This is a genomic window from Paraburkholderia caledonica (genome assembly GCF_000383275.1).
Classification (GTDB): Bacteria; Pseudomonadota; Gammaproteobacteria; order Burkholderiales; family Burkholderiaceae; genus Paraburkholderia; species Paraburkholderia caledonica.
This window is the reverse complement of sequence record NZ_KB911038.1, coordinates 501,146-524,987: the sequence shown is the minus strand read 5'-3', so window position 1 is coordinate 524,987 and position 23,842 is coordinate 501,146. Positions and strand designations below refer to the sequence as shown.

17 protein-coding genes are annotated in these 23,842 nt (G+C 58.0%); 5 read left to right on the top strand and 12 right to left on the bottom strand.

What is annotated here, in order from left to right; all coding sequences use genetic code 11:
• Positions 1–4 precede the first annotated feature (4 nt).
• Positions 5–1,519 carry a mannose-1-phosphate guanylyltransferase/mannose-6-phosphate isomerase gene (locus tag H281_RS0117745; RefSeq protein ID WP_020068490.1) on the bottom strand — a complete coding sequence of 505 codons (1,515 nt, stop codon included), beginning with the start codon at positions 1,517–1,519 and terminating at the stop codon, positions 5–7.
• A gap of 613 nt (positions 1,520–2,132) precedes the next feature.
• Between H281_RS0117745 and H281_RS0117735 the strand changes: the two genes are divergently transcribed.
• Both H281_RS0117735 and H281_RS0117730 read left to right on the top strand, forming a co-directional pair.
• Positions 2,133–3,380 (top strand): O-antigen ligase family protein, encoded by a 1,248-nt coding sequence (locus H281_RS0117735; protein WP_020068488.1) that lies wholly within the window; start codon positions 2,133–2,135, stop codon positions 3,378–3,380.
• 77 nt (positions 3,381–3,457) lie between these two features.
• Complete coding sequence (locus H281_RS0117730) at positions 3,458–4,093, top strand: phosphatase PAP2 family protein (protein ID WP_027804712.1); 636 nt, start codon at positions 3,458–3,460, stop codon at positions 4,091–4,093.
• On the opposite strand, the gene H281_RS0117725 is transcribed toward H281_RS0117730, so the two are convergent.
• The 6 genes from H281_RS0117725 to H281_RS0117700 are packed head-to-tail and all read right to left on the bottom strand — an operon-like array spanning position 4,069 to position 12,659.
• Complete coding sequence (locus H281_RS0117725; RefSeq protein WP_020068486.1) at positions 4,069–5,256, bottom strand: glycosyltransferase family 4 protein; 1,188 nt, start codon at positions 5,254–5,256, stop codon at positions 4,069–4,071. The two genes, H281_RS0117730 and H281_RS0117725, sit on opposite strands and share 25 nt — an antisense overlap.
• Positions 5,257–5,308: 52 nt before the next feature.
• On the bottom strand, positions 5,309–6,625 hold the full coding sequence (locus tag H281_RS0117720; RefSeq protein WP_020068485.1) for a lipopolysaccharide biosynthesis protein: 1,317 nt from the start codon (positions 6,623–6,625) through the stop codon (positions 5,309–5,311).
• Positions 6,626–6,653: 28 nt separating this feature from the next.
• Entirely contained in the window at positions 6,654–7,664 is a 1,011-nt protein-coding gene (locus H281_RS0117715; RefSeq protein WP_020068484.1) for a glycosyltransferase family 2 protein, read from the bottom strand.
• 42 nt (positions 7,665–7,706) lie between these two features.
• The gene (locus H281_RS0117710; protein WP_020068483.1) at positions 7,707–9,158 is read right to left on the bottom strand and encodes a hypothetical protein; all 1,452 of its coding nucleotides are present in this window, start codon (positions 9,156–9,158) and stop codon (positions 7,707–7,709) included.
• 21 nt (positions 9,159–9,179) lie between these two features.
• Positions 9,180–10,295 carry a glycosyltransferase family 4 protein gene (locus tag H281_RS0117705; RefSeq protein WP_020068482.1) on the bottom strand — a complete coding sequence of 372 codons (1,116 nt, stop codon included), beginning with the start codon at positions 10,293–10,295 and terminating at the stop codon, positions 9,180–9,182.
• Between the two features lie 45 nt (positions 10,296–10,340).
• Positions 10,341–12,659, bottom strand: a complete 2,319-nt coding sequence (locus tag H281_RS0117700) for a polysaccharide biosynthesis tyrosine autokinase (RefSeq protein WP_027804711.1) — start codon at positions 12,657–12,659, stop codon at positions 10,341–10,343.
• A gap of 1,125 nt (positions 12,660–13,784) precedes the next feature.
• Between H281_RS0117700 and H281_RS0117695 the strand changes: the two genes are divergently transcribed.
• Positions 13,785–14,666, top strand: a complete 882-nt coding sequence (locus H281_RS0117695; RefSeq protein WP_020068480.1) for a GlxA family transcriptional regulator — start codon at positions 13,785–13,787, stop codon at positions 14,664–14,666.
• Positions 14,667–14,770: 104 nt separating this feature from the next.
• Entirely contained in the window at positions 14,771–15,793 is a 1,023-nt protein-coding gene (locus H281_RS0117690; protein WP_027804710.1) for an ATP-grasp fold amidoligase family protein, read from the top strand.
• A gap of 124 nt (positions 15,794–15,917) precedes the next feature.
• Here H281_RS0117690 and H281_RS0117685 read toward each other — a convergent pair whose 3' ends face one another.
• Positions 15,918–17,240 (bottom strand): hypothetical protein, encoded by a 1,323-nt coding sequence (locus H281_RS0117685; RefSeq protein WP_027804709.1) that lies wholly within the window; start codon positions 17,238–17,240, stop codon positions 15,918–15,920.
• 1,606 nt (positions 17,241–18,846) lie between these two features.
• Here H281_RS0117685 and H281_RS0117680 point away from each other — a divergent pair.
• A complete protein-coding gene (locus tag H281_RS0117680; RefSeq protein ID WP_027804708.1) occupies positions 18,847–19,851 on the top strand; it encodes a hypothetical protein in 1,005 nt (334 codons plus the stop codon).
• 64 nt (positions 19,852–19,915) lie between these two features.
• Here the strand turns inward: H281_RS0117680 and cyoD are convergent, their stop codons facing one another.
• The 4 genes from cyoD to cyoA are packed head-to-tail and all read right to left on the bottom strand — an operon-like array spanning position 19,916 to position 23,773.
• Entirely contained in the window at positions 19,916–20,248 is a 333-nt protein-coding gene (gene cyoD, locus H281_RS0117675; RefSeq protein WP_020068476.1) for a cytochrome o ubiquinol oxidase subunit IV, read from the bottom strand.
• Entirely contained in the window at positions 20,249–20,857 is a 609-nt protein-coding gene (gene cyoC / locus H281_RS0117670; protein WP_020068475.1) for a cytochrome o ubiquinol oxidase subunit III, read from the bottom strand.
• Between the two features lie 3 nt (positions 20,858–20,860).
• Positions 20,861–22,876: a cytochrome o ubiquinol oxidase subunit I gene (gene cyoB / locus H281_RS0117665; protein WP_020068474.1), complete on the bottom strand. Its 2,016-nt coding sequence runs from the start codon at positions 22,874–22,876 to the stop codon at positions 20,861–20,863.
• A gap of 3 nt (positions 22,877–22,879) precedes the next feature.
• Positions 22,880–23,773, bottom strand: coding sequence for a ubiquinol oxidase subunit II (gene cyoA, locus H281_RS0117660; protein WP_020068473.1), 894 nt, complete (start codon positions 23,771–23,773; stop codon positions 22,880–22,882).
• Positions 23,774–23,842: the final 69 nt, after the last annotated feature.

Sequence of the window (23,842 nt, the reverse complement as noted above, 5' to 3'; positions counted from 1 at the left end):
CCGATCAACCAGCACGGCCATACTTATCGTCGAATCGAACGATGTCGTCTTCGCCGAGATAGGTTCCGGACTGCACTTCAATGATCTGAAGCGGAACGCAACCGGGATTCTCGAGCCGGTGACGAATACCCAGCGGGATATACGTCGACTCGTTTTCGCCAAGAAGAAATTGTTCTTCGCCGCGCGTGACGAGAGCGGTACCGCTCACCACGATCCAATGCTCTGCGCGGTGATGGTGCATCTGCAGCGACAGGCGCGCGCCCGGCATCACAACAATTCGCTTCACCTGGAAACGGTCGCCCTGATCGATCGAATCGTAAAAGCCCCACGGGCGACGCACCTTTCTGTGCGCATCCGCTTCGGGTGACTTCTCCGCCTTGATACGCGACACGAGTCCCTTGATGTCCTGCACGTGCGAACGGTCAGCCACCAGCACAGCGTCGTCCGTCTCGACGACAATCAGATCGTTCGTACCGACGCACGCGAGCAGTCGGCCGCCTTGCGAGCGAGCGTAAGTTGCAGTCGCACCTTCGAAGAGAACACGTCCGCTCGATGCGTTGCCGCAATCGTCCTTTTCCATCGCCTGCCACACGGCGTCCCACGAGCCCAGATCCGACCAGCCGGCCTCGAGCGGCACGACCACGCCCGAGAAAGGCGATTCGGGCTTGCCTAGATGTTCCATGACTGCGTAGTCGATCGAGTCCGACGGCGACTGCAAGAACGCTTCTGCGTCGGGAACGACACAGCCGTCGGTGACCTTGGCGCCTTCATAAGCTCGCACGCATGCATCGTGTATTTGCGGCTGGAACTGACGGATCACGGACAGCCATACGGATGCACGTACTACGAACATGCCGCTGTTCCACCAGTAATTGCCGGACTCGACGTACTGCGCGGCCAGCTCGGGCGCCGGCTTCTCGACAAAACGTTCGATTCGATGTGCGCCGTCCGACAGTGCACTGCCGAGGCGGATATACCCAAAGCCCGTGTCCGGGCCGGTAGGCGGAACGCCCAGCGTGGCAATAGCGCCCGCGTCCGCGTGTCGAGCCGCAATTTCAATTGCCTTATGGAGCGCCGTCAGATCTGCAATCGCATGGTCCGCAGGCATCGCGACGAGAATTACGTCCGTGCCTTCAGATGCTGCAGTCAGCGCGGCAAGGGTCAGGGCAGGCGCCGTATCGCGGCGACCGGGCTCGACGACGATACGGGCATTCACGCCACTTTCGCGAGCCTGCTCAGAAGTTGCGAAATAATGTTCGGCACCGCACACAATTACCGGATCAGGCACGACGCTCCATAGCGGATTGAAGTCGTCCATCCGGTTCATCGTGGCCTGCAACAACGTCTTGTCACCAATCACATCGATCAGCTGCTTCGGGAATTGCTCACGCGACACAGGCCATAGACGCGTGCCCGAGCCGCCTGCCAGAATGACTTGCGCGAGCGGGGGGCATTCCTGCGATGCTACGTGCTGAGCTTCGAAGTCGGTCTCGCCGGCGGTTGCAAAAACTTTATCCATTTATCGCTCCAAGACATATGGGCCGGACAGCGATTAATCGCGTAAGCGCCGACGAAATACGCTATACGTCGGCACTTTCCGGTCTCACATGTGATCAATGACGGGGTGTGGGCATCAACGGGCTACGCGAGCCGTTCTGTCCGCGTAAAGCAAGGATGCACACCGGGTTCTCGTCCGTGGGCGTCCACCCTTGGGCACTCAGGCAGCAGCGGGTCGCTCACGAAAAAACAAACGGCATACATATCGGCGTGGCGCCAGAATGCAGATGCCACTGAAGCATTACTCGATGTGATCAATCATAGACACCTCACGCTGCACCACAGCAATCGTGGCGCGAACAGTTGAGGTTTTGGCCAGCGTGGTGGCATTAGCGAGCGCGCCCGTCTGCGAGACCATTGTTATCGCCCGCCGTCTGTGCGGCAGCGCGTGGAAATCAGTGCCTATACGTGGTACCTTCGTGGGTGCTTGGGTAGCTCATTCATCCACACGCAGGACCCAATTCGATTCAGGTTCGTCGCCCCGCTGCGGCGCGCCGCATCTCCAACCAGGTTGTGTTCGCACGTAATGGCCATGTCATTGCAGGCTATGCGCCATTTGTTTTTCGGGAGTCGCAATGGCTTACATTTCGCTACTTGCGTTGTTTCTTACTGTTACGAATCTCGTGCCACTTAGCGCGGTCGGCTTTGTACCGATCGTTCTTTACTCATGGCGTTTTTTTGGCCGGCGCTATCCGGCTTTTATTACACCATTGACGGCACTCACCGCCTTTATCGTCGTATCCACGCTGCTTTACGATCCGAAATCGTTTACCGAATTCGAGTTTTACCGGCGCGACGGCAACTTCTTCATTTCCTACGCTCCCATTTTTGCCGGTTGCCTCTATGTGCATCGGCTGGATCTGAACAAAGTGCTTCGCACGTTCTTCATCTTCGCGGTCGGGATCAACATCCCGCCATACGCTTACTACGTCGTCGAGACCGGCATACTGAGCATCTTCACGAACCCGGACAACAGCTTCGGCAGTTACTTCATTGCGCGCAACGCAGCGGGCGGATTCTTTGCCATGCTGTTCTGCCTCGGTGTTGGATGCTATCTGCAAAAGCGCAGCAAACTGCTGCTCGCGCTGATCGCGGCCAACGCAATGATGCTGTTTTCAACATACAGCCGCGGCTCGCTGCTCGGTGCCGCAGCAGTACTGCCGTACCTGTACTTCGGCCGTAAGCGCTGGCTACTGGCTGTGTTGATGGGCGGTCTGATTGCAGGCTCCCTTGCAATGGCCTTCTTCCATACCGACGGGACCATCGACTACATGGGCTACCCGTTCAATATCCACAATCAGGATGCGAAGGTCGCCAACCTCAACATCCGCTATGAATGGCTGTGGCCGCGCGCCCTCGCCTATTTTGAGCAAAGCCCGATCGTGGGCCTCGGCTTCGGTTCCTTCGACGATCACATCGGCACCGTAACTTCGTACTTTCACCTGTTCGGTGCACCTTCCGACATCGTGGTCGAACACAGCGATTCGCACGCTCATAACTCTTACCTGAATGCGCTCGCCGAAACGGGTGTGGTGGGCCTGTTCCTCACGCTGACTTTCTTCTGGAAGCTGGTGGAGTGGAGTAAAGATGGAGCGGCTGCCAGCGCGTTGGTCGGAGGCGGCCAGAACTTTTCCGCGTTCCGCTTCGTCGAAATCTCGTCCGTGTGTTTGCTGGTCATGGCGGCAACAGAGCATCGGCTCGTATCGCCTTCGAACGTTTTGATACTCTCGCTCGTCATCTCCCTGCTGCTGGCGTCACAATCCGCCAATGCGATCACTGCGGAATTCAATCGGCGCAAATCGCTGGCCCGCCGTCGCGTCTAAGAAGTTGCTACGCCTGCTGCGCTCTAGCGGGAACGTCAGTTCCCGCTAGAGCGAAACCCAACAAGAACGGGAACCCTATGTGGACAGTATTCACCAACATAGGCGATGCCGCCGTCACCTTACCCGTGGCCGCTGTCTGCGCCTGCTGGATCGCTCTCTTTAACGTCAAGCTCGCCTTCCGGTGGATCGTGATGCTTGCTGCCGGCATCGCCATTGTCGGCGCGAGCAAGATCTTCTACGCCGGCTGGGGCATCTCTTTTCCCGCTTCGCATTTCCGCGTGATTAGCGGCCACGCGATGCTGTCGACATGCGTGTGGATGGTCGCGCTCGCACTGCAATTGAAGTGGTGGCGTTTGCCGCCGTCACTCGGAATTGCAGCTGGAATGGGAATCGGCGCGCTAACGGGCGTATCGCGCCTGATGGACCTCTCGCATACCTTGCCGGAGGTGATTGCAGGGTGGATTCTTGGCGCGATCGTAGGCCTGATGTTCCTGCGAAAGGCCCTTTCCGAGCAGTCCGAACGTGCTCGGCCCGCGTGGTTGGCCGCGAGCCTTCTGTTCGTTTGCGCGCTCGCCTATGGACACCAGGCGCCGCTTCAGCGGCTTATTGAAACGCGGTCACCGCAAATACACAGCCACGCTCACTCGATCATGGCTCTTGCAGGCCGCGTCAAATATCGCATTCAAACTTACGAAGGCACGCTCGCCAGATGACGTTCGTCGACAGCCCGCTCGCGCACGAGGTACGGGCGGAGCTGTTCGATTGAGCTGCGCAGAAGCCGTGCGTCAATGAAATCCGTCAATGCGGTTTTAAAGTTCTCAGTCGAGAACCGTTCGGCATTCTGGCGGCAATTGACCGGGTCGAACAACGTAGCATTGCGCTCAAACCGTGTTACTGCTTCGAGCAAAGACTCAGCCGTTTGCTCACCGAAGAAGACACCGGTTGGCTGCTCAAGTGGCAAGCCTACAACCGATTCCAGTGCGCCTCCCCTGCCGAACGCGATCACAGGCGTTCCGCACGCCTGAGCCTCCACCACGGAGATGCCGAAATCTTCTTCTGCAGCGAACACAAAAGCGCGAGCGCGCCGCAGATGATCGACCAGCACTTCCAGAGGCTGGTGGCCGAGTATCGTCACGTTGGGGCTCGCGACCGCCTTTATGCGCTTCATTTCCGGGCCGTCGCCGATCACCACGAGCTTGCGCTCCGGCGTCTGCGAGAAAGCCCGCACGATCAGGTCTATGCGCTTATACGGCACCATGCGTGATGCGGTCACGTAGAAGTTCTCTTTCTGCGTGCACATGACCATGTTGTCGAGATCGACCGGCGGATAGATAACCGTAGCGTCGCGCTGATACGCCTTCCTGATTCTTCGCGCAATGAAGTGCGAATTCGCAAGCAGATGGTCCACGCCATTCGCCGAACGCGAATCCCAGCCGCGGATGTAGTGCAACAGCGCACGGGCCATGATGGACTTGAGGCCCTTGTTCAGGTGCGATTCGCGTAGATACTGATGCTGGAGATCCCACGCATAGCGAATCGGCGAATGCACATAGCTGATATGAATCTGATTGGGGCCCGTCAGCACGCCCTTGGCCACCGCGTGCGAACTCGAGATAACGAGGTCGTATGCAGACAGGTCCAGTTGTTCGATTGCGATCGGCATCAACGGCAGATATGCACGATAGCGTTTCCGCGCAAAAGGCATCTTCTGAATGAACGACGTGTTGACGGGCTTGCCCTTCACACAATCGCGATCTTCGAGAAAGTCGACAATCGAGAAGATGTCCGCTTTCGGGAAACATTCGACGATGCTCTTTAAAACCTTCTCTGCGCCGCCCGAAACCACGAGCCAATCGTGAACAATAGCGACTTTCACTTCAACCTCCTGTGAGATTACGCGCCGGACGCTTCAGCGCCGGCAATCCGGTTCAGTCGTCCTTGGTCGCGCCTGCCTGGGCTCTTGCGCCCCATGCAAGCCCCAGCATTCCTGCAGCGCGCCGCGCGCCCGGCACGAGCCCAACCAATTCGAGCCGGACCATGATGACCATCAGGATCACGGCGAGGGTCGCCTCGCCGATGACCCGCGCAGTTGCCATGCCAATTGCTCCGAAGCGCGGCGCGAGAAGCAGCGCCGCGGCCAGATTGACGAGGCCGGAGGCTACACCTGCAAACGCAAGCAGCCGGTCCTTTCTGCGCGGAACGAATACATAGAACGCGACGAACTCGTTGAATGCGACGAACGGGAACATCCACGCGAAACATTGAAGAACTCGAGCGGCAGGCTCGAACGCCGGCCCGAGAATCAGCGGCAAGACAAAGGGCGACAACGTCATTGCGCCGCAAAAAACGAGTAGGCCATAGCCGAGCAGAAGCGCCGCGCCTTGGCGAGTGGTCGCATGCGCGCCGTCCTTGTCGCCTTGAGCAAGCTGCCGCGAAATCGTCGGGACGAATACCTGCGATGCGGGGCCCATCAGGCTGAGCGCAATAGTCGCGAAGCGCTCAGCCGCGCCGAAATACCCAACCTGAGCAGGCGTGGACAACAACGTCAGCAGATACGTCGACGACGCCGTGAGTACCACGGAGCCCGACGAATAGCAGAACAGCATCGTCGAGCTGCGAATCAGCGGCATCACGCCTTCTAGTTTCAGACGCGGCAATCCCAGTTGTGATGTGGTAATGCCATACGAAATGATCGACGACGCCACTCCCGCAATCAGCAGGCTCGCAAGCACCCACACCGAATCTGAGGGTTCCTTCACGAAGCTCAGCACCAGCACGAGGCTCACAGCGAAGCCGAAGACCTCGATCATGATCGGGGTACGAAAACGCTGACGCCCCTGAAATAGCCAGCCCAGATTCAGCGCCGAGACGATGCCGAGCAATGTAGCCAGTACACCGATAAGAGGTCGCTCAGACAATGTCGGCGAGCACATGGTGGCGACGAGGCCGATGCATCCGCCCAGCGCGGCCAGCAAGAGCCGCGCGCTGACGTGCAGCGAGTAGATGGAATTGCACTCTTGCACCGAATGCGCCTTCGAGACTTCGCGCATTCCAACAAACGTGAATCCGTAGCTCACGAGCATCCAGATCACGTTCATAAGCGACATTGACGCGAGCACTCGCCCGTACTCGGACACGCCGAGAATTCTTCCGTAAAACGGCACCACGATGATGAGGTACACGTACCTCATCAAATATCCGCCGTAAACAAACGCAATGACGCTTGCGTTGTCTCGTCTTTCCATTCCGTTCTCCAATTGCGTATTCCTGACTTTAGCGCTGCGCCACGCGTCTGCGTGCGAGCGGGTTCGATATGTAGCGAACGACGAAGTCAGAAAGTGGCGAGTACGGTACGAGGCACAGGCCGGAAAGAAACAGCGTGCCGAACTTCTTCTTCACGCTCCAGAAAGGGTTAGCTACGATCGCATGCAGGTAGCCGCGCGAATCGTGCAACATCCAGCGCCACCGATGAACGAGCGTCGCCCGATACACGCTTGAACAGAAGATTGCCTTCTCGTGGCCAAAATCATGAAATGTCGCGGGCAACTCGATCTCCAGACGCGACCTCGCAACATTTCTCAGGATCGCCCAGCGCATGCCCAGCGCCTTCGGCGCCTTGGAGATCTGCTCGGAATTGGCGAAGGACACCGTGCCCCCGTCGGCGTTATGCACGCGATAGCCACCAAGCGACTTGCGCACCGTGGCTACCGGGCCGACTAGTGCCGCGCCGTAGATCGCAAAGAAGTCGGCGCCGTAGCGATTGATTCCCGGCGCGGGAATAGGAAACACCTGCTTGAGTGCGCTTACCCGATACGCGTTGCCAGAAGCCGGCGGCGACGGATAGAGCCAACCCGCCTGCAGGAGTTCTCCGCAGTTGGCGGGCGGTTCGGTGTTCGGCACGTAAGCCCCTGTCGCCGTTCCGCTGGCGTCCATGACGTCGAGCCGGAACTGCACCTTCGCCCAGGAGCCGCTATTGAAGACTTGCATTACTTCCGACACGGCGCTCGGATACAGGATGTCGTCCGAATCGAGAAGGATCGCGTATTCCGTTTCCAGCGTACTGATCGCGTGGTTGTATGCGGCAACCTGGCCGCCGTTTTCCTGAAAGATCGCGGTAATCCGGCTACCGTAGCTTTCTATGATTTTCCGCGATCCGTCAGTCGAACCGTCGTCGAGCACGACAACCTGCGTGCCTGGATAGTCCTGGTTGAGCGCGGAATCGATCGCGGCCGCTAGATAGCGTTCGTAGTTGTAGTTGCATATGACAACTGTGACCTGGTTCATGGCATTCGACGCTATTTTGAAATTTTCGGTGAGTCGGAATTGCTACGCAAGCGAGCGGACGGCGATATAAGCAAGGTGAGTTGGCGGATCGTTTTCGGCGCCATTGACTTTGTCCGGCACCTTGAATCGCAGTTGCAAACCGTCGTTACTCCATGTGGTCGTAATGGCATCAGGTGCACTTACTGTGCCCGTCACCGCGTCTATGAAATCAATCTTTACTTCTCGGCCCGAGGGCCGCTTAAGCCCCGCCACTGTCACAGCGCGCCAGCCCGCGGATCCATTGACCTGCAGCACGATGTCATTACCGGAGCGCAGACCGCTGCCGGATGCGCCTGGACCAAATTGCAACGGGTTCGTCAAACTTGCCAGCGAGCCCGAAACAGTCTGATGAAGTACGACGAGGCTTCTGCCCGACGCGTTGTAGGTCCGCCTGGGTGGACCGCGATGAGTTAGACGGAACGGCTCGTATCCGTCCCAGTGATAGATCATGGACACGTACTTGTTGGGTTCGTTCCAGTTACGATCGAGCGCCCACACCGCGAAGTCGAAGAAGTACTCCGCCAGGTAATGCGGATTCTTCATATACGCATCGCCGATTTCGGTCTGCCAGATACCGCGCGCCGGCCCGTTCTTCACGTACTGCTGATACAGCGGATCGAGATCGGCGACGCCCAGGTAGTGCGTGTCGAGATAGTCGACCCAGTCCAGCATGCGTTCATTCGAAGCGGGACTTCGGTACTCGAGCCACTTGCAAAAGTTGGACACGCCGCCCTGATCGGGCCAGCCGCCGTAGACGATATACGCGTTGTACTTCCGGATGATGCGGGCGGCAGGCAGATGCACACGTTCAACGTAGTCCTGCATCGCACGGTCGTACGGCTTCGCGTGCTTTTCATCCTTGTTGAAGTTCGGACCGTGCCAGAAGGTAGCCTGCGGTAAACCGCCGGACAATTTCCCGGCCGCCTCGTTCCAGATCTGGAAATAGCGCAGATTGAACGGCGGTGCGGAGTACTTGCGCACAACTGCCTCGACGTAACGGGTCCACGCCCGGACATCCACGGGCGCAGAATTGCTGTCACCGGGCACGGTGGCATTCCACGGCGGCGTATAGCCAAGCAGCAACAGCGACTTGATGCCATTGCGATTGTTCAGCAGCAGCGCTGACGGAAGATCGTTGTCGAACTGCGATCCGGTCTTGTCGACACGCATGGGCTCAGTGGGTGAATCCGGCTGGCCGGGGCCAACCGAATCGCGCCCCCAGGTGATGCCCATTTGCCGCCACATCTCGACGTCGTTGCTTGCGCCAGCCCATCCATTCGAGCCGATCAGGTCCGTGATCCTGCGACCGCCCGTACTTCCCGAACTTCCCGCTTGCGGCACTGTACCGGCCGACGACGAAGTCTTGCCGCGCGCAAGCGGTATGGCCGCACCAAAAAGGGCGGCGATTGTTCCCAACGCCCGACGTCTGCCGACACTCTTTCGAATGCGAAACATTGGCCTGCCTACCGACATGCGCTAGCCCGCCGACGCGCGGGCCGGCACGCCCGTCAACTGCACGCCCGCCTGCCCTTTGAGAATCTCGAGCACGGCTTGCGCGGTCACGTCCCAGCGAAACTCGCGCGCACGAGCGAGTCCCATTGCCCTATAACGTTGCCGCAATACGTCGTCTGTCATCATTAGAGAGATCTTCGCGGCAATGTCGTCCGCCGATGTTGAGTCGCAATACATCGCCGCATCTGCGCAAACCTCCGGTATAGAGGTCAGCGACGATGCGACTACCGGACAGCCGCAATACATGGCCTCGAGCGGAGGCAGGCCGAAGCCCTCGTACAGCGACGGAAAGATAAGACACCCGGCGTTTTCATAGAGTGCTTTCAGCTCGCCGTCAGTGACGAAACCGGCCCACACCACTCTTTCCGATTGCGGCTTCTCTTCGGCGAGTTCGCTATTGAAGATGCGCGCATTCTTGCCGCCGACCACTACGAACTTGACGTGGTCTAGGTGCCCGAGCTTCTCTATCGCTTCCAGCACGCGTTGCAGGTTCTTGCGCGGATCGAGACTGCCGACCACGACGCAATAGGCGTCCTTGACGAGATTGAGCCGCTCGATCACCGCGGGGTCCGAGGTAACGCGGTCGAGGTGGTCCGCAGCGGGACTCACTACTGCGACTCGCGATTCGTCGATCTTTAGGTGGTGGCAAATCCGCGATCGGGAGAACTTCGACACCGTCAGAATCATCGGCTGCATTCGTGGCAGTATGAAGAAACAGAGGCGGTACCACAGTACGAATTTTTTGGAGAACCCCCCCGGCACGTCATACACCGCCATGTCGTGGAGCATCACCACCTGCCGGCGTTTCAACACCGGGTTCATGTTGCAGAGGTTGACGAGCCTGACGCCTCTCGCGGCAATGGGCAGTGTGATCTGTTCCCACAGCGTGCCGCGAAGCCATGGGAAGCGTCGCTGCCATTTCAGCAGCGCGCCCGGCTCCTTTGCATCGCGCGGCACGAATACCTCGAGCTTCTCGCCCGGCGGAACCCGCATTTGCATCGCTCTCGTCAACTCATACGCGACTCTCTGCACACCCGTGACCGGCTGCGAAGTGAATTTACCGTTGATTGCAAACGCCATCTGCTTCTCCGTTTTGCGAGTTCATCGAACGACGTAGCAACTCGCTCACGTTCGCAGGGATCCACTGGTTGCGTCGGCATCGCCATAGTCGCTCGCATAGTTGGTTGCATAACCGTAGGTGCGAGTACTGCGTCGAAGCGGAATACCGTTGAACACCGCACCGGCGATGCGGCCGTCCGCGCGCTCCATCTTCTTCACGGTGTCCTCGATCTCTTCCTCCGATTGCATGCCCGAGCGCAACACGAGTAGCGATGCACCCGCTTCGCTCGCAATGATCGACGCGTCGGTGACCGCAAGGAACGGCGGCGTATCGAAGATCACCAGATCGAACTGCCCGCTCAGGCGTTCCAGCACTTCCTTGAAACGCGGCCTTGCGAGCAAGGCGGCTGGATTGTCCGGGCGCGAACCGCACGACATGAACGAGAGACCGTCGATACCCGTATGACGCAGCGCATTGCGCAGTGGCATACGGTCCGAGAGAACTTCGGAAAGACCGCCGCGATTGTTCTGATTGAAGAGCGATGCGAGATGGCCGCGACGCATATCGGCATCGATCAGAAGAACTCGCGCGCCGATCTCGGCCTGCAGCGTCGCAATGTTGGCCGCGACAAAGCTCTTCCCCGCCGATGGAGTCGGCCCGATCACCATCAGAATGTTGTTGCGTGAATGCGCGAGATCGCGTGCCAGCGAAGTGCGCACTGCTCGTAGCGCCTCCACAGAAGTATCGTTCGGGAAGCGTTCAGCAAGCACCTTGGTGCCGCCGCCTGCCACCTGGATTTCTGGCACGCCGCCCGTGGCCGGCTGAGGCAGTCCTGCTCGCGCGGCCGCACCAGGCAGCGATTTGGCGCCGGCATTCGTTCGATCGAGCAACAACTGCTGCTGGCTGAACAGGATCTCGCCGAATACCGGCACGCTCATTCTGCGTTCGACATAACGCGGATCCGTTACGCCCGTCAGCACATGTCGGCGCATGAAGACGAGCACAACGCCGGATACGAGGCCGAGTACGAGACCGCCAGGAAGCACCAGAATCGGCTTCGGTTTAACCGGACGATGCGGCGTAATCGCTTCGTCGACCACGTGCGCTCCGCCAGTGGTACTTGCACGCCGCACCTGCAATTGCTCGGCCTTCTGCACCATCCCCAGGTAGATCGTTTCCGCCACCTTCTGCGCGCGAATCAAATCGACGCTCGAACGTTCGGACGCGGGCATGCCGTTGAAATGTCCGTCGAAGCTCGCCTTTGCGTTCTTCAGTTGCGCAAGCTGCGTGTCGACGCTTTGTACCCAACGGCTCTGCGGCGTATAGCGCTCGAGCAATTGCGTGCGTTGCAGCTGGAGCGTTGCGATTTGCCGGTCAATGTCGAGGCCGCCTTGCAGGTAGGCCTGCGCCTCTGCTGTCGGCTGCATCGACTGGGAATTGGCCCGGAATGCCTTTAGCGCTTCTTCGGCTTTCCTCAGGTCTGCGAGCAGGCGAGGAAGTTCTCCGTTGATGAACGCGAGCGTGGTGGTGTCGTTGAGTTGCCGGCTGGCAATCGCCGTCGCCAGGTATTGCTGGCCCAACGCGTTCGCGACTTCAGCAGCCTTCGCCGCGCTTTTGTCGGTGTACTCGATCTGAAGAAGACCGGAGTCTTTGACCTTGTCGCTAACCTTGATGGTTGCGTCGAAACGCTTTATCGCGTCCACCGCATTCCACCGCACTACCGTGAATTCGGTGCCCGGGCGTGCGACAAGTTCATCCACGCGCATTGAAATGCCATTACTTGACACCTGTTTGCCGATAACGCCATGGAGGAATACCTGATCTTGCGGCCCGCGCAATTCGTAGGTATTGTCCTCTCCAGCAACCAGCGTCATTTTTTCTTCTTCCAGATCTTTGGGAACGTCAAGCGTGCCGATCTTTACCTGCTCGCCTCCCCATGCGTACGACTTGAGTCCAAGCCATGGCCGGGATGGCTCACCAGGCGTCGCAAACTTCTCTGCAATGTCGCCGAGCAGCGGTAGCTTGTGCGGCGTCACGGAGACGTCGAACCGGAAACGTTGGATCACTGGCTCGAGCACGGAGCGGCTGCGCATGACTCCCATTTCCGTCACGGTAGACGGTGCGGGCGGAGGCAGGTTCTCCTGATTCTGAAGCGCAAGACCGAGCGCATTCGGTTCGGGCGGATCTACGCGAATGAGTACATCCGCGGAATAGATCGGGGACGCGATGAGCAGATAAGCAGCGGCGAGGCTGACCACGACGACCGTGGTAAGTACGATCTCCCAGATATGGTCGCGCATCAGACGCAACATGGCACTGGGGCTTAATTGGCCGCGCTCTGTACTGGCAGTCGCCGGGAGCGAATTCAGAGGATAGTAGTCCACCGGTTTGATCCTTCCATGTTTGATGGGCACAGTAATGAGTCGACACCGCCTGGCTCAACCAACGGTCCGCGGCTCCTGCCGTCTCTGACAGGAACGCATATGGCGTAGGCCCGACGTTTGATCGGGGACTACGTCATGGTTTGCCAAGCCAAGTGGCTGTCCACCTGCTTGAATTGATCAAAGGCTGCGCCGTTGGCAACACGGCTCGCCCCCGTCTCCAGACTTTCAATCCCCCAGATCACGAAGCGATACGCTTGACACCGCGCTCCGCGTTTAATTCCGTACTACAAATCGTTAGCTTTTTATTACACCAGAGACCGACCTACGGTCGACTTCGCAAAGCGCGGTCCGGCCCCGGACTCATGTGAGCGATGCCTCGTCGTACGTCGTCAGTGCAAAGCACTTAAAGACACGGCAATTACTACACCTCAATCAACTTCTTTACGTGAGAAAGGTGAAGAAATTGCGCATTGCTGGCATTCGATAGCGCCTACCGGGGCAACCGCTACTTTTCTACAGATGCTGCAGTGAAGCATAGCGTCGGTTCGAATGAGTGCATCACCCGGGGCGTAAATTCGGGTGCTAATGGCCGATTCCGTGGAAGAGATCACCACGCAACACACAATTTAGAAAGTGTTGTAGCTATCTGCAATGGATGTAACAGAGTGATACCGCTCTGCGCATTCAGCGTTATGCGCCATTTGTGTCTCTTCTCACGGGGCCGATCCGGCGCTGCCGGCGTGAAATACCTCGTAAGCCTTCTCCCACGGGGCTTTGAAGGCAAAGACCGCTCTTTTGCCCTGCAAACGCGCATTCGTTCGTTCCAGCAATTGTTGCTGACTCGGACAGGCTTTCGTATGCCTTTATTCAGGCGCACAAGGTAAGTATTTCTCCAATCCTCCGAATTGCGCCAAAACACCATCGATTACCGGCCACCATCGCCAGGGTCATTTGAGTACGCTAATCTCGACACGTAGGCAGTGATTCACCCTGTTTGGAGAACTAAGCGTGACGACTTCCACCGATTTTCTCAGGTCGTACATTGATGCGCACCGGACCAGTCCAAAGGCTGCAACACGGAAAGCAGCGAAACACATTGGGCTCTTAGTGTCCCAGGAATGCTCCATGGCGACTGCTGGATCTATCGGCGACGCATTCCGTCTGGCAAACGAATTGTCAGAAGACACAGCACCCGGGTCTCCCTATTCGCTTTCAGTACTTTCTGAAAGCGGCGGGCTCGTAACCAGTTCGTCTGGCATATCGATCTGGACCCAAAGTATCGAGCGCCATCGGCTCGGCGAATTCCACGCGTTGTTCGTCGCCTGTCGCGACGCGGCGAGGGCGTTGGAATCCAACGACCGTCTGCTTTCATGGATAGCCCGTCAAGGCTCTATTGCATCGTTCGATATCCAGCAAGGCGCCAACATGGTCGTCATTTGCAAGGATCCGATGCATTCCACAGTGCCGATCTTCGTATTCGACGACGCTCCGACGACGACGCGGACCAGCAGTGCCACGCCGACAGACCTCGCCCTTGCACAGATCGAACGCGACCTCAGTACCGAGATCGCCCGAAAGATTGCCGACATGCTGCAAACAACCTACGTCGAGTCAGACAAATTCGAACTGGACGATGCGAGCATTACCACCACGACAGAGAAGATTCGCGAATCCGCGCGTTGGATCAAGGAGAACTACAGCAATCCGATCTCCGTGGCAAAGGCTGCGGAGTGCGCGGCCATGAGCAAACGAAACTATCAGCGCCGTTTCAAATTCGAGTTCGGCATGACTCCGCTCGAATACCTGCTGCGCACGCGTTTTGAAGTTGTTCGTGCGATGCTGCGCAACACCGATCTGCCGGTAGACAAGATTGCCCGGCGGTGCGGAATGGGCGACGGCAATCGCCTGGGCCGCCTATTCAAGGAACGCTACGGCATGTCTCCCACTCAATTCCGCGCGCAACAGCGCCTGGAAGTGGCAGAGCGATGCGTGGCGATCGACGACTGACGGTCCGGCATCAACACAGCGAGGCGGCGCGCGGTTGAGAGACCGCGCCGCCCGGCTTTGCGCGCGAATCGAGCGTCGCCAAGCTATCAGATATGGAACAGAAAATGACAACCACCAAATCTGCGCGGTTCTCTAACGAAGCCGGTACATCTACCCTGCGGGGCAGGAAAGCCGACATGTCGGAAGACGACGTACCCGACGACTGGCTGCTCTCGCACGACGCCGGAAAGCCAGCGCAACCGCGTAGGCAATCGAGCGTTAGAAGACTCAAGGAAGCGGCCAAATCGATGCTGCCGGCGCCCTTGTTTCTTAGTCTGCTGCATCACAAGGAGATTGGCCGCTACCCGAACCTGCGCCGGCCCACCACCTTCAACGAAAAGATCCTGCAGAAGAACTTGCGGCCGGATCCATGGTTCGTCGAGTTGACCGACAAGCTCACGGTCCGTGAGTATGTCGCGAAAAAGCTGGGCGAAAAGCACGTTATACCGTTGCTTTCCGTCCCCGACGCTTTCACGCAAGAAGTATTCGATGCTCTGCCGAATGCGTTCGTCATGAAGGCAAATCACGGCAGCAGCTATGTGGAGGTTGTCAAAAACAAGTCGGCAACTTCATTCGAACGGTTGCGGGACCTTGCAAACTACTGGCTGTCGCTCGACTTCTACAAGATTGCTCGTGAAAGGCACTACCGCAAGATCAAGCCACGCATCTTCTTCGAGCAGCTGTTACTCGACAGTAGCGGCAACATTCCCGCCGACTACAAACTGCATTGCTTCGGCGGGCGTAGCGGGCGACCGATCATCTACATCCTGGTGATTTCAGACCGATTTGGCGGGAACACAAGAGGCGATGTGTACGACGTCGATTGGAACCATCTCGACATAGCAATCGGTTATTACAAACGCAGTCCGGTGCCGGCACCCCGCCCCGAGAACCTCGATGCCATTCTGCAAGCGGCCACGAAGCTCTGCGAAGACTTCGACTATGTTCGCGTGGATCTGTACGCGCCGGATAACCACGTGTACTTCGGTGAACTAACTTTCACGCCGGGAGCAGGCGTTCTGCCCTTCACGCCGGATAGCACCGATTACGACTGGGGAAGATTGGTTCCGGACACGTTCTGCCGCTGATATCGGACAGTAGCTTCTGTCCGGGCACGGACCACTTAGTAGCCATCAAATGCAAAATGAACCCGGCCCCATCCTGCAAGCAGGCGGGAACCAGGTTCATTAACCGATAAGCGGCAAAGCGCGCTCAGGTGTCGGCGTGGCTCGACGTAAAGCTGGTGAATGCGTTGTACGGCGCGTCTATCGGTGTGCCGTTGATCATGATGCCGTAGGTGTTGTTCCCACTATCCAGCACGTAGTACATGACCGACTGAATGTTGTGCGTCTTCCGTGCGCCGTAGAATGCGGCAAGCCTGTCCGAGATGTAATTTCCGCGGTAGCTCTCCGAGCGCTCCGGACCTGCGTTCCATTCAGTGACGATAAGCGGCACGCCATAGCGGGCCTTGCAGTACGTTGCAAGGTCGAAGCCCGGACCTGCGCCGTCGGTCCCGATGTTGAACAGGTCGCCATAGACTTCGTAATTGTGCCAGGTCGTAATGTCCCAACGTACCTGCGGATGACCACCGCTGCCGTCGGGTTGCCTGCCGTCCCATAGCGCGTCGGCTGCACCGACGTCTGCAACGCAGAAATTGATGCCGCACTTCGCGGACGACTGTACCGACTTCACACCGTCGATCATTCCGCGCATGACGCCGCGCATGACAGGCCAGTTCGCATTGTTGAAGTCGCTCGCCTTTGAGCCGGCGTAGGTGAAGTCCATCACGGTCGCGTCTTGGCGCGTCAACTCGTTACCGCATTCGTAGATCGTCACGCCGTAGGGCTTCAACGCGTTCGCGACAGTCGAGCCGACGGAGTAACCGCGGCTATACGCGGTCGACTCACTTCCGATCACAGCGCCGCTTGCGTCATATACACCCTCGTCGATCAACACGAGCAGCGTGAGTCCTGCCGACTGGAAAGCCTGCGCGAGCTTGACTACAGCATTCAATTGCCTCGGATCGTCGGATACGCCAACGCGGTAGCTCGTGCAATTCATGGCCTTCAGCATCGACACGACCTTCTCAGGCGTGTACGTATAGTCGTAGTGGCCATTCATGCCGTAGAAGCTTCCTGGAACAGGAGCCACGTCGATGCGCGGATCGCTGCAAGGAAGCCATTGCTCTGCGACATCCGCGTTCACGAAGAACTGACCGGCGGTGCCGCAATGCCAGATCTTGCCGCCATACCAGAGCACAAGCGACACGTTGTACGTATTGCCAACGGTAGAGCCGTTTCTGTAGATCACACCGTTGGCGAGCGTCCATACGTCGCCGGAGCTGTCGGTGATAGAAGAGGCCGAAGGGATGACCGTTCCGTTCGCGGATGCAGCGGCAGCTTTCGCCGTTGGGCTTGCGGAAGCCTTGGCTGCCAGACTCGCGCCGCCGTCTTCACCGCCGCCACCACAGGCGCTCAAAAGATAGCTACCGGCAAGGGCCGTCAGGCCTCCAAGAAATTGTCGTCGTTTTACCATGTTTGTTTTTCCCACTGTCGAGAAAGTCTCGATAAAAAAGCCGAAGATGAGTTTTTGAAGTTCAGCAGAGTTGTTTTTAAACAGCTCTTATTAATTCGTTGTGCTTAATGATCCAGAATGACGTGTCATATCGCCAGCAACCGCTGTAATTGCAATCACATTGCCAAAGACAACGTGGACTAACATGCCCGGGCAAACAGACAAAGCTGCGCCTATCGCGATGCGCTCGACGCCGCGATACTTAATGAACCATCTGGAACGACCGCTGCGGCACATTCGCCGCTGGAACACGTCGCATTGCCGCGCAAACGTTTAACCAAGAGAACGCAATTGACAGCACTGCTCGGAAAGTTGTTCGCTTCCATGCCGCGACAGGGGTAAATCGTACCCGCTTATGTCGGGTAGGTCACATGGAAAATAGTCGTTTTCGGCCAAAAAGCACGATCCTTTCCGTGAACTTCGCATTTCGCAAAAATTTCTGCTTTCTGATGATGATCGGAAGATTAGATGGATAGCACGTCGGGCAAGCTGACCCCGGTAAGAAGTTTCGTTTTCCATGTTCCTTGCAGTAATTGTTTCCCAATCAACCGGGCGACGCGAGAGAGGTGGGAAATTTCTTCTTAAATCAGACGATTGCAGCCTGAAGAACATCATGGTTCGGTTTGCACACGGATGGAAATTTCCTCTTTCAATCTTCGTAAGAAATTTCCTTTCTCGTGGTTTACGCTATTCCGCTTCGATTTCGCGGCGCTCGCGACGAAACGGCGGCCCAAGGCAATGCTTAACCGCGAGGTGTGGCGACCCACTTTACGAAGGATCTAACGCAGCCAAAATATCCTCGATGTCCAGTCACCGCGCCGCGATTTAGATTCAACGCAGTAGTAATCCAGATTAATTCATCAAGCGTCTAGTTTTAATCTCGACCACTGATCCACGCGAAATCAAATCATGGCGATCCCTGCCCTGACCTTTTCGAAATCGCGCTGATCTTTAGCGCATCGTCACGTGTAAACAGCGTGTAGACACCACGGCGATGTCAGCCCAGGCGCTGTACCGCGCCTTGCGAACTTTGCGCAGGAGAAAGCACGCTGCATATAAAGGCCGGGCTCGTCCGCTGGCCCGCCGTTCAACGACATTGCAGAGCGCACAGGCTGGCGCGTGAACATGCTGGTCGAGAGCACGACCCAGAAAGAGTCGCCAGACAAGACACGTTAGCCGGTTCTCCAAGTTCGCGAAATTGAATGTGCGCGCAACCAGCCGTCAGACGCAGCAACTACTCGGCTACAAGCCAACAAAAGCCAACAAAAGCCAACTTGCCCGCCGAGACAAATCTCGGAGAACATTTCGCAAGCCAGGACGATGCAGCGCGAAGCCTTGCGACACAGCCGACAGCACGCGGCTAAAGCTTTTGCAATGAATGGCAGACGAGCACTACACGATGCCTATCTATGAGTGCGCCCGCACACGTAGAGGGCCATCACGCACCGGTAGGTTGAGCGTCCGGAACGGATCAGGCCGCACACCTCGATCGCCGCGACCATTTCTCCTTGCACCGCGGCAGATCACAAACTACCTTCCTTGTAAGTACTCCGCTGACTATCGGATAGTGTCCGCGAATCGATACCGCAAGCATCACCTTGCTCCGTTGTCGGCGATTCTGTTCAGCGCCCTGGCGGCCCCGTCGCCGCACGCGCACGCACAGGAATTCTCGCTGCTGGCCGGACCGCTCTTTAGTGCGGGCACGAATACCTATTCATGGAACGCCAATTATCGCGAGGGCTTGGGACGATACGCGGCATGGAGTTTTTCATGGCTCAACGAAGGCCATCTGCCCAACCATCATCGCGACGGACAGGCACTCCAGGCGTGGGGACGCCTGCCGTTATGGAACGATCGGCTCGAGCTGTCGGCGGGCGCCGGGCCATACCGGTACTTCGACACGACCGCGGCGAGCGCCGGAGGCGACTATTCCAACACTCACGGCTGGGGCGTATTGGGGAGTCTGCGCGCCGCCTACTACTTCGACCGACGCTGGATCGCCCAGGCGCAATTGAACTACGTGCATGCGTTCGGCGGCCCGGACACCACCGCGTTGATGTTCGGCGTCGGTTATCAACTCGAGGCGTCGGGTGAGCCGGGGCCACGTCAACGGCCGGTGTCGCGGACGTCGAATGTCACCGGTAATGAACTCACCATCCTGTTTGGCAAAACGATCCTCAACAGCAACGAGTCGGAATCGAGCAGCGCAGGAAGTCTTGAATATCGGCGGGGATTGTGGCGCTATGTCGACGTGAGCGCGTCATACATCCACGAAGGCGGGCATATTCAATCGCGCCGCGACGGTGTCGCGGCGCAACTGTGGGCTACCCGCGCATTCTTTGGCGACCGCCTCGCACTGTCGGCCGGCGTTGGTCCATACGTCGCGATCAAGCAGACAGACAATGTTCCGCAAGACCGCACGGGCGACGGTCGCGTATCGGCGCTTTTCGCCGTGTCGGCGAGTTATCGCTTCGGATCTCGCTGGCTCGCTCGTGTCAGCTGGAACCGCATAGTGACTCGTTACAACCGCGATACGGATCTGATCGAGGGCGGTATCGGCGCGCGATTTTGAGGGCTTGTACGAAGCAGTCAGCGAAGCCGGGCCGCTTCATACATGGATGCGCAATCCCAACGGACTACCGCGACATCATGTTCATACTGACGTTATGCATGACCCACATCGTGCCGCCGATCAGGAACAAGGCGGCTAATGCCGTATAACCGAGCGCCATGACGTTCCAGCGTTGTCCGGCCGACATGTCGATGTGCAGGAAAAACACCAGATGCACGACGATCTGCACGAAGGCAAGAATCGATAACGCGATCATCGCCGTCTGCGCCGGGAAAGTGCCGCGCATTACGAGCCCGAAGGCAGCGGCGGTCAACACCACGGACAGCAGGAATCCGCCAACATAGCCGCGCATGCTGCCGTTGCCCTGCTGCGCCGGAACTGATTGCATATGAGCCATTTACAGCACGCTCCCGAGGTAGACAAAGGAAAAGACGCAGATCCACACGATGTCGAGGAAATGCCAGAAAAGACTTAGGCACGTGAGACGCGTGATCTGGCGTTCCGACATTTTCGGACTCCGCGCGATCTGCACGGCCAGCACCGCCATCCATACGAGGCCCACCGTAACGTGCAGTCCGTGCGTGCCCACCAGCGTGAAGAACGACGACAGAAACGCACTGCGGGAAGGTCCTGCGCCTTCGGCGATCAGGTGCGAGAACTCGCGCATTTCCAGCAAGAGAAACGCAAGGCCGAGCACGAAGGTCACCGCAAGCCAGCCCAGGACGGCAGCGGACTTACCGCGCCGGGCGCCTAGCATCGCGAAGCCGTAGCTGATGCTGCTCAACAGCAGCGCGGCAGTCTCCACCGCGACGCCGCCGATGTCGAACAGATCCTTGCCCGACGGGCCGCCCGCGAACTGATGCGACATAACCGCAGACACGGCGAATAGCGATGCGAACAGCACGCAGTCGGTCATCAGATACAGCCAGAAGCCGAACACCGTATCCGACGAACCGTGGTCATCGTGTGCGCCGTGGTGCGTCACGGAGATTGTTTTCTGCGACATCGATCAGGCCTCCACAGCTTCGAATTCGCGGCTCTGCACCGCAGCGGCCGCCGGGCCACGCTTACTTTCGATTTCCCGCACGGTGTCGGCGGAGATGTAATAGCCGTCGTTGTCGCCAAAGCTGCGTGCAATCAGCGTGGCCACGATAGCCAGCAGTGCCGCGACAGCGAGCCAGGTGATGTGCCAGACGCCGGCAAAGCCAAGCACAAGACTGAACAAACCGATGAGCAACCCTGCACTGGTATTGGACGGCATGTGAATGTCCTGATATGCCTGATTGGCCGGCGCTTTCGCGAGTCCGCTTGTCGTCTCCTTCATGTGAGCGTATGCGTCGAGCTCGTGCACCGTCGGAATGATGGCGAAGTTATAGACCGGGGGCGGCGACGCGGTCGCCCATTCGAGAGTACGGCCGTTCCAGGGGTCGCCCGTTACGTCGCGGTACTCGGGTTTATTGCGGTTCGCCACGCTGACCCATACTTGCGCCACCTGGAAAACCACGCCGACCGCGATCAGAGCTACTCCGCATGCAGCCGCAATCATCCACGGATGCCACGCCGGGTTGTCGTAGTGGTTCAGACGTCGAGTCACACCCATGAAGCCCAGCACGTAGAGCGGCATGAACGAAGCATAGAAGCCCACGAACCAGCACCAGAACGCGCACTTGCCGAGCTTCTCGTTCAGCTTGAAACCGAATGCTTTCGGGAACCAGTAGTGGAACCCTGCGAGGTAGCCGAAAACCACGCCGCCAATGATCGCGTTGTGAAAGTGTGCAATCAGAAAGAGGCTGTTATGCAGCACGAAGTCCGCACCGGGAATCGCCATCATCACGCCGGTCATGCCGCCGATAGTGAACGTGATCATGAAACCGATCGTCCACAACACAGGCGCGGAAAACTCGAGTCGCCCGCGGTAGATCGTGAACAGCCAGTTGAAGATCTTCACACCGGTTGGAATGGCAATGACCATTGTCATAATGCCGAAGAATGCATTGACGTCCGCACCCGAGCCCATCGTGAAGAAGTGGTGCAGCCAGACGAGAAACGCGAGGACCATGATTGCGCACGTTGCATAGACCATCGTCCGGTAGCCGAACAACGGCTTCTTCGAAAAGGTCGCAATGACTTCCGAATAAATGCCGAATGCCGGCAACACCAGAATGTAGACCTCGGGGTGGCCCCATGCCCAGATCAGATTCAGGTACAGCATTGCGTTGCCGCCTGCTTCGTTCGTGAAAAAGTGCATGCCCATGTAGCGGTCGAGCCCGAGCAGCGCCAAGGCCACCGTGAGAATCGGGAACGTGGCCATGATCAGCACGTTCGAACAGAGCGCCGTCCACGTGAACACCGGCATTTTCATCAGCGTCATGCCGGGTGCGCGCATCCGCACGATAGTCACGAAGAAGTTGATGGCCGTAATCAGTGTGCCCACACCTGACAGTTGCAAACTCCATATGTAGTAGTCCACCCCGACGCCCGGACTGAATTTCAACTCCGACAATGGCGGATACGCGAGCCAGCCGACCTGCGCGAATTCGCCGATCACGAGCGACAGATTCATCAGGATCGCGCTAATCGCGGTCATCCAGAAACTGAGCGAATTGAGGAAGGGAAACGCGACGTCGCGCGCTCCGATCTGCAGCGGCACCACCAGATTGAACAGGCCGACCATCAGCGCCATTGCCATGAAAAAGATCATGATGACGCCGTGAGCCGTAAAGATCTGATCGTAATGGTGCGGCGGAAGATAGCCTGGAGAGTGATACGCCAGAGCGAGCTGAAGACGCATCATGACCGCGTCCACGAAGCCGCGCACGAGCATCAGCACCGCGACCACGATATACATGACGCCGATCTTCTTGTGATCGACGCTAGTCAACCACTCGTGCCATAGCCATTTCCATTTGTGAAGCCGGGTCAGTGTCGCGACCACGGCGAGCACCATGACGATCATGAGAGCGCCCGCCCCCATGATGATGGGCTGATCGAACGGGATCGCGGAGAGTGTCAGATTTCCGAGCATATGCTAACCCCTTGTGCGGCAGTTGCTGTTCTGCAAATCGAGAACATTGCCGTTGTTGTACTTTGCAATGATGTTCGTGAAGACCTTCGGGTCCACCGTCGAGAAATAGCCAACCGGCTCCTTCTCGCTCGGTTGCGCCACCGAGTTGTACTCGTTCATATCGAGCCGGCGCGGCGAGCCCTTCACTTTTTCGACCCACGCATCGAACTGAGCGGGCGTGACGGCGAGCGCGCGGAACTTCATGTCGGAAAAACCTTTGCCGCTGAAGTTGGCGGAGATACCGGCGTAATCGCCGGCATGGTCGGCTATCAGATGAAGTTGCGTCTGCATGCCCGCCATCGCGTAGATCTGGCTTCCCAGTTGCGGGATGAAAAACGAATTCATCACGGAATCGGATGTGACCTTGAAATCAACCGGTGTACCCACGGGGAACGCAAGCTGGTTGACCGAAGCAACGCCGAGTTCCGGGTAGATGAAAAGCCACTTCCAGTCGAGCGCCACGACCTCGACCTTGATCGGCTTGACCGCCGATTCGATGGGTCGGTATGGGTCGAGTTCGTGCGTGGTATTCCACGTCAGAATTCCGAGGAACAGAATAATCAGAGTGGGAACGGTCCACACCACCGTTTCGATCGCGGTGGAATGCGCCCACTTTGGTGCATAGGTCGCGCTACGATTGCTTGCGCGGTAACGCCAGGCAAACACCAGGATCATGATGATCACCGGCACGACGACGATCAGCATGGCCATCGTCGCCGTACTGATCAGCGACTTTTCGGCCACACCCACGCTGCCCTTTGGATCGAGCACGTCGAGATTGCTGCACCCCGCAAGACACGCGACGAGTCCAGCCCCCACGGGTACCAACACCCGTTCAATGGTTTTCTTATTCACCATATCTGCCTGATATCCATGGACCGATCTGGAACGCTACACAATGTTCTCGCCATGAAGACCAGACCAATT

Coding starts and splice junctions, on each gene's coding strand:
- H281_RS0117745 (WP_020068490.1), bottom strand. CDS start 1,519: ATGGATAAAGTTTTTGCAACCGCCGGCGAGACCGACTTCGAAGCTCAG.
- cyoD (WP_020068476.1), bottom strand. CDS start 20,248: ATGGCTCATATGCAATCAGTTCCGGCGCAGCAGGGCAACGGCAGCATG.
- cyoC (WP_020068475.1), bottom strand. CDS start 20,857: ATGTCGCAGAAAACAATCTCCGTGACGCACCACGGCGCACACGATGAC.
- H281_RS0117705 (WP_020068482.1), bottom strand. CDS start 10,295: ATGGCGTTTGCAATCAACGGTAAATTCACTTCGCAGCCGGTCACGGGT.
- H281_RS0117695 (WP_020068480.1), top strand. CDS start 13,785: ATGGCGACTGCTGGATCTATCGGCGACGCATTCCGTCTGGCAAACGAA.
- H281_RS0117735 (WP_020068488.1), top strand. CDS start 2,133: ATGGCTTACATTTCGCTACTTGCGTTGTTTCTTACTGTTACGAATCTC.
- cyoB (WP_020068474.1), bottom strand. CDS start 22,876: ATGCTCGGAAATCTGACACTCTCCGCGATCCCGTTCGATCAGCCCATC.
- cyoA (WP_020068473.1), bottom strand. CDS start 23,773: ATGGTGAATAAGAAAACCATTGAACGGGTGTTGGTACCCGTGGGGGCT.
- H281_RS0117715 (WP_020068484.1), bottom strand. CDS start 7,664: ATGAACCAGGTCACAGTTGTCATATGCAACTACAACTACGAACGCTAT.
- H281_RS0117730 (WP_027804712.1), top strand. CDS start 3,458: ATGTGGACAGTATTCACCAACATAGGCGATGCCGCCGTCACCTTACCC.
- H281_RS0117720 (WP_020068485.1), bottom strand. CDS start 6,625: ATGGAAAGACGAGACAACGCAAGCGTCATTGCGTTTGTTTACGGCGGA.
- H281_RS0117710 (WP_020068483.1), bottom strand. CDS start 9,158: ATGTTTCGCATTCGAAAGAGTGTCGGCAGACGTCGGGCGTTGGGAACA.
- H281_RS0117690 (WP_027804710.1), top strand. CDS start 14,771: ATGACAACCACCAAATCTGCGCGGTTCTCTAACGAAGCCGGTACATCT.
- H281_RS0117685 (WP_027804709.1), bottom strand. CDS start 17,240: ATGGTAAAACGACGACAATTTCTTGGAGGCCTGACGGCCCTTGCCGGT.